The sequence below is a fragment of the Hymenobacter agri genome, assembly GCF_054778495.1.
This window is the reverse complement of the sequence record NZ_BAAGZM010000361.1, coordinates 1-4348: the sequence shown is the minus strand read 5'-3', so window position 1 is coordinate 4348 and position 4348 is coordinate 1. Positions and strand designations below refer to the sequence as shown.

At 65.0% G+C, this 4348-nt stretch carries 3 protein-coding genes; all 3 read right to left on the bottom strand.

Going from position 1 to position 4348, the window contains the following annotated elements; translation table 11 throughout:
- Positions 1-311 precede the first annotated feature (311 nt).
- Positions 312-1643 carry a xylose isomerase gene (xylA, locus tag ACYVDE_RS15635; RefSeq protein WP_460502472.1) on the bottom strand — a complete coding sequence of 444 codons (1332 nt, stop codon included), beginning with the start codon at positions 1641-1643 and terminating at the stop codon, positions 312-314.
- A complete protein-coding gene (locus ACYVDE_RS15630; protein ID WP_460502471.1) occupies positions 1636-3147 on the bottom strand; it encodes a xylulokinase in 1512 nt (503 codons plus the stop codon). The genes xylA and ACYVDE_RS15630 overlap by 8 nt, the downstream gene beginning before the upstream one ends.
- 24 nt (positions 3148-3171) lie before the next feature.
- Positions 3172-4348 (bottom strand): sialate O-acetylesterase (locus tag ACYVDE_RS15625; protein WP_460502470.1); only part of this gene is annotated, 1177 nt, incomplete at its 5' end.

Sequence of the window (4348 nt, the reverse complement as noted above, 5' to 3'; positions counted from 1 at the left end):
GGCCCGCTCACCATCGGGGGCGCCACCCCGGCCGGGGTGCTGTTGCGCTGGCCGGGCGTTGCAGCCCCCAGCCAGTTCCGCCGCTTTAAAGTCAGGTAAAAACGTCGCCGGCCAGCCGCGTTTCTGTTCCCACCAATTGGCGGCCGGCCGGTTTCGTTTTTCAATTTTGAGGCTATTTGAACGTCATGCAGAGCGCAGCGAAGCATCTCGCGTGCAACCACTAATCAATTTGTGTTGCAACGATTGAGTTACTACCACACGCGAGATGCTTCGCTGCGCTCTGCATGACGGGCTGACAAAGTCAGTCCAGCCTAGATGTACTGGTTGATAATAGCTTCCAGCCACTCCTGCTTGCCGCTCTTCGGCAGCGGCTCGCCCGATTTGTGGGCGATGGTGCGCAGGTCTTCCAGCGTGAGTTGGCCGGCGGCAAAGGCCTTGCCTTCGCCCGAGTCGAACGAGGCGTAACGCTCCTGGCGGAACTTGCGGTAGGGCGACTTCGTGAGGATGGCATCGGCCGTGACGAGGGCGCGGGCGAAGGTGTCCATGCCGGCGATGTGGGCGATGAAGATGTCCTCCAAATCCGTCGAGTTGCGGCGGGTTTTGGCGTCGAAGTTGATGCCGCCCTGGGTGATGCCACCGGCCTCCAGGATGATGAGCATGCTCTCGGTCAGCTCGTTGAGGTTATTCGGGAATTGGTCGGTGTCCCAGCCGTTCTGGTAGTCGCCGCGGTTGGCGTCCATGCTGCCGAGCATGCCGGCGTCGGCGGCCACCTGCAGCTCGTGCTGGAAGGTGTGGCCGGCCAACGTGGCGTGGTTCACCTCCAGGTTCAGCTGGAAGTCGTCTTGCAGGCCGTGCTCTTTCAGAAAGCCGATGACGGTGGCGGCGTCGAAGTCGTACTGGTGCTTGGTGGGCTCGGCCGGCTTGGGCTCGATGAAGAACTTGCCCTGGAAGCCCTGCTGGCGGGCATAGTCGCGGGCCATGGTCAGGAAGCGGGCCATGTGGGCCTGCTCGCGCTTCATGTCGGTGTTCAGCAGGGTCATGTAGCCCTCGCGGCCACCCCAGAACACGTAGTTCTCGCCGTCGAGCGCAATGGTGGCGTCAATGGCGTTTTTCACCTGCGTGGCGGCGTGGGCCACTACTTGGAAGTCGGGGTTGGTGCTGGCGCCGTTCATGTAGCGCGGGTTCGAAAACACGTTGGCCGTGCCCCAGAGCAGCTTCACGCCGCTTTCCTGCTGGTGCTGCTTCACGTAGTCGACGATGGTAGCGAGGTTGCGCTCGTACTCAGCCAGCGAGTTGCCTTCGTCCACTAGGTCGATGTCGTGGAAGCAGTAGTAGGGCGTGCCGAGCTTGGTGAAGAACTCAAACGCCGCATCAGCCTTATCCTTGGCGCGGCCGATGATTTCGTGGTGCGAATCCCAGGCGAAGGTTTTGGTGCCGGGACCGAACGGGTCGCCACCGGTGCCCACAAAGGTGTGCCAGTAGGCCGTGGCGAAGCGCAGGTACTCCTTCATGGTCTTGCCGGCCACCACGCGGTTTTCGTCGTACCACTTAAACGCCAGCGGGTTGTCCGACTCGCGGCCTTCGTAGCGGATGGGCTCGATGCCCGTAAAGAATTCGGTTTTGGAAAGCGTGGTGCTAGACATATGCGGGGGAAGATTGGGGTTTCAGAATCTGTTGGTTGAGGGCTTCGAGCCAGCGGCCGTAAGCGGTTTGGTATTGGGCTTGGAGTTCGGAGTCGGGCTTGAGCGTAAGCAGGCATTCGAGGCTGCCAAAGGCCTCGGCCGGCGTGGCGTATACGCCCGCGCCGATGCCCGCGCCGCGGGCCGCGCCCTGGGCCGCGTCGGTGTTGTAGAGCTCGAGCGTCACGTTGCCGGTGTTCACGAAGGCTTCGCGGAATACGGGGCTCAGGAACATGTTGGCGTTGCCGGCGCGCACGGTGTGCATGGGCACGCCCATCTGGCGCATGATGTTCATGCCGTAAATCAGGGCGAACACGATGCCTTCCTGGCCGGCGCGCAGCAGGTGGGCGCGGGTGTGGATGTTGAGGTTGAGTCCCAGCAGGGCGGCGTCGGTGGGGCGGTTTTCGAGGATGCGCTCGGCCCCGTTGCCGAAGGGCAGGAACTGCAGGCCAGCCGCGCCAATGGGTGCGGTGGCGGCCAGGCGGTTCATCTCGTCGTAGGGCAGCTCGCCCACCATCTTGCGCAGCCAGCTGTTCAGAATGCCGGTGCCGTTCATGCACATCAGCACGCCGTTGCGGGGTTGGGCGGTGGTGTGGTTCACGTGCACGAAGGCGTTCACGCGCGAGGCCGGGTCGGAGGCCGGTACGTCGGTCACGCCGTACACTACGCCGCTGGTGCCGCCGGTGGCAGCAATCTCGCCCGGCTCCAGCACATTGAGGGAGAAGGCGTTATTGGGCTGGTCGCCGGCCCGGTAGCTGATGGGCGTGCCGGCCGCGAGGCCCAGTTCGGCGGCGGCGGCTTCGCTCAGGCGGCCCTGCACGGCGAAGGTGTCCACCACCTCCGGCAGCAGCGCGGCATCAATGCCGTAGTAGTCGAGCAGCTCCTGGGCGATGGCCTGTTGCTTGAAATTCCAGAACACGCCTTCCGACAGCCCCGAAACCGTGGTTTGCAGCTCGCCGGTGAGGCGGTAGGCGATGTAGTCGCCGGGCAGTTGAATCTTGTGAATGCGGGCGTACACCTCGGGCTCGTTCTCGCGCACCCACTTCAGCTTGGAGGCGGTGAAGTTACCGGGCGAGTTCAGAAAGTTTTCGAGGCAATGCGCTTCGCCCAAGTTGGCAAACGCCTGGTTGCCAACTTCCACAGCCCGGCTGTCGCACCAGATGATGGCCGGGCGCAGCACCGCGCCGTCGTGGCCCACCAGCACGAGACCGTGCATCTGGTAGGTGATGCCGATGCCGGCCACCAGCGCGGCATCGAAGCCGGGCGTGGCGCGCAGCTCGGCGGTGGCATTCTGCACTTCCTGCCACCAGCGGTTGGGGTCCTGCTCGGCCCAGCCGGCTTGGGGCACGCTGATTTCCATCTCCGTTTTCGGGCAGGTGGCTGAGGCCACGGCCTGGCCAGTGGCGATGTCGAGCAGCGAGGCTTTAATAGAAGAGCTACCGATGTCGTAGCCAATGAGGTATTTCATAATCAACAGCGCCGGAAGGCGTCTTTACTGAGCGGGCTCGGTGGTGAAGGTGGAAGCCGGCAGGCCCTCCCGGTTGTACAGGTTCGCGCCCTCGGGGTTGTCGGCCCAGGCGTAGCGCACCACGGTGGGCGCGGGCACGGCGTCGTTCCAGACGACGACTTTGCTACCTTCGATACGGGCCTGCGCCCACACAAACTTCCCATCGGGCCCGGCCACGGCGAAGCCCTTCAACTCGCCCCCGCCCCTGGCCACCAAGCCGCCGCCGACGCTGGCGAAGCTGAGCGTGGCTTTGTTGCCGGCCACTTTCAGGGACTGGTACAGTGGGCCGGAGGCCACCAGCTTGCTGTCGCCGTAGGCCACTTTCTGGGCGGCCAAGGCCAGACGGTGGCCCACGGTCTGCTTGTCGAGGGGGTGAATGTCGTTCCACTCGCCCACGTCGGTGATGACGGCCATACCGGTGCGGGGCAGGGCCAGCAGGCGGCGCTCGGCGTCGCGCACGCGGGCCTGGTTGCTCTCGCCGGGCTCGTTTTTGGCGGCGTTCAGGTTGGCCAGCTGCACGTACAGGAATGGCAGGTCGGGCTGCTGGAAGTGGGTGCGCAGGTCCTGCACCAGCGTGGCGGTGAGGGCGTAATAGTCGTTGGGCCGGCCCACGTTGCTTTCGCCCTGGTACCACAGCACGCCCTTGATGGCGTAGGGCAGCACCGGAGCCACCAGGCCATTATATAGCCCGCCGGGCTGGTACTGGAACGTGGTGGAGCCCGGTGCGGGTGGCATCTTGGCGCCCAGCTGGTACTGCCAGGGCCCGCGCAAATCGAGCGTCTGGCCGCCGGCCGTAATCTGATAGTTTCTGTCCAGCGTGAAGCCGCCGGGGCCGCCGGTGCTGATGAGGCGCACTATCACCACGTTTTTGCCGGCCCGCAGCACGCCGGGGCCGAAATCGTACTTGCGCGGCGGGTAGCGGTAGCCGGTGGTGCCCACCAGCTGCCCGTTGAGGTACGTGGAGTCGGCATCGACCAGCGTGCCCAGCTCCAGGCGGCCGGGCTGGCCGGCCATGGTGGCCGGCACCTCCACTTCCTTCCGGAACCAGAGCACGCCGTTCACCGGGCCCAGCGGGGTTTGGCGGGCCCACTCGCCGGGCACCGGCATGGTGGGCCAGGCGCTGGCGTCGTAGCCAGGGGCGTACCATTTCATCTGGCCGGGC

Bases quoted from the DNA above. Each gene is read 5' to 3' on its own strand.
- xylA (WP_460502472.1), bottom strand. From the start codon at position 1,643: ATGTCTAGCACCACGCTTTCCAAAACCGAATTCTTTACGGGCATCGAG.
- ACYVDE_RS15630 (WP_460502471.1), bottom strand. From the start codon at position 3,147: ATGAAATACCTCATTGGCTACGACATCGGTAGCTCTTCTATTAAAGCC.